The 1,735-nt window shown below is 47.7% G+C and carries 2 protein-coding genes; one reads left to right on the top strand and one right to left on the bottom strand.

Annotation, left to right across the window (positions count from 1 at the left end; all coding sequences use genetic code 11):
- On the bottom strand, positions 1 to 203 hold a 203-nt coding region (locus tag BG32_RS14960), incomplete at its 3' end, for a TraB/GumN family protein (protein WP_183084356.1).
- A 117-nt stretch (positions 204 to 320) separates the two neighbouring features.
- Between BG32_RS14960 and BG32_RS14955 the strand changes: the two genes are divergently transcribed.
- Positions 321 to 1,280: a GNAT family N-acetyltransferase gene (locus tag BG32_RS14955; RefSeq protein WP_006489456.1), complete on the top strand. Its 960-nt coding sequence runs from the start codon at positions 321 to 323 to the stop codon at positions 1,278 to 1,280.
- The last annotated feature ends 455 nt before the right edge of the window (positions 1,281 to 1,735 follow it).

Raw genomic sequence — 1,735 nt, 5'->3', positions numbered from 1 at the left:
TTTGCGATATCGGTCTTCTTCCATTTATCCTGATCCTGTATCGATTGGTATCGGGAGTTGCACAGTTCTATTGCAACGGAATCGGGTTTTTCCTCTTCGATAATCGCCTTTACTTCTTCGGCGCTATTCTTTGATACGTGAGCGGTACCGATAATTATCAATTCTTTGTCATCAAGCATTATTCTGTGTACTGTCTCGGACAACGAAATCACCCTTTCGATTTGACTATCAAATTCTATTTAATCACAATCTTGCACCCAACTCTTCTTTGTGAGATTATCAATTATATAGCTCATTAGATATTCATGGGAGGTGTTCTCTTGAGCAATCCCGCACGAGCAGAAATCGAAGACCTACAAGGGATGGTTGACCTTGCATCTCTTGTCTTCAAAAGTGAAATGGGAAAGATCTTTCCTGTGCTGTTTTCGCAAGAGAATGTGGAAAACATGACAATCGTTAAGGAGGAGGGAAGACCGGTGTCGATGATCGGCTTACTCCCTAGGGAAATCTCTTTCTTCGGACACAGGATGAAGGTCGGTCTCATCGGTTCAGTATGCACTCACCCGGACTACCGTGGGAAGAACTACGGAGCCGTGACTCTTGCGAAGGCCGAAGAACATGCTATAGATATGGGCCTGTCACTACTCATAATTTCCGGAGGCAGAGGCCTATACCAGCGGTTCGGAGCGGTCAGGCCGCCAGGCACGAAAAGAATTCTCGTGAAGCCAGGAAGAACGGCATCTATGAGGGAAGCAAAAATTTCGGACATTGGTAAGATTCTCGATCTTTACAGAATGAAACCACTGAGATACATAAGGAACTTCACAGATTTCGAGAAAACCTTCTCAACGGGTTACGCGGAGGCACGTAAGGCAAAAGCGTACTTGAGTGAAAAGGCTTACATTACCGTTGTCGAGAGAGAAGACAATCATTACGTGATTGAATACGGCGGAGGCAGCAAAGACGTAATCTCATTGACAAGGGGCTATATCGAAAAACTCGGACTCAAGGGATGCATAATCGTCGCCGAAAGACACTTCAAGGCAGAGGAGAGCCTTCCGATCGAGTTTCCCGGCACCGCGAAAATCATCTCCAAGAGAAGCTTCTTCGACCAAATGGAGGGTTACTTCACGGAGATTATGCCTTCAGAGGACTATGACAGATTCGTAGAGACCGTTGAAAGACTGTCATTGGCGGAATTCAACCAGGAAGTCTTTTGTTGCAGCAAATTCAAAGGACTGCCTCTTTCACTTCCAAACTACGGATTTGATTACATTTGAAAACCGGCGGAGGCGAGGCCGACTACGTCGGGAAGTGAGGCTTGCTGGCGCGAGGAAGTAATGCTGGGAAAAGCGTCCGGGGAAGTGAGGCTGCTACGCAGAAAGTGATGCAAGAAACAAAGAAAAAGAGGTTTGGGAGCGAGATCCTTTGCAGAACCCCTGTACGCTTATGAAAAACCGTTTTTCGTCAACGGTCCTCCGTCCCCGCCAAGAAGCATCGGTTCTTCGTTCCGACGCTGCGCGTCCAGGTTCTTCGTTCTTGGAACAGATCCTGGATTAAGTTCGGGATGACCCTGAACAGAGACCCCAAACAGGGGCATTTTGGGGCAGGCTTCAGGGCAGGCTCAGTGGGTGGACAACTGACGGTTATTCCGAAAACGCCCAATTCCGTCATTCCGACAAAGCTCCTGGTCGGAATCTCTATAGTATTGCTTCATGGCTCTCCTCGGCGAACG

The sequence above is a fragment of the Mesotoga sp. HF07.pep.5.2.highcov genome (assembly GCF_003666285.1).
Taxonomy (GTDB): Bacteria; Thermotogota; Thermotogae; order Petrotogales; family Kosmotogaceae; genus Mesotoga; species Mesotoga prima.
This window is presented reverse-complemented; position numbering and strand designations above follow the sequence as displayed.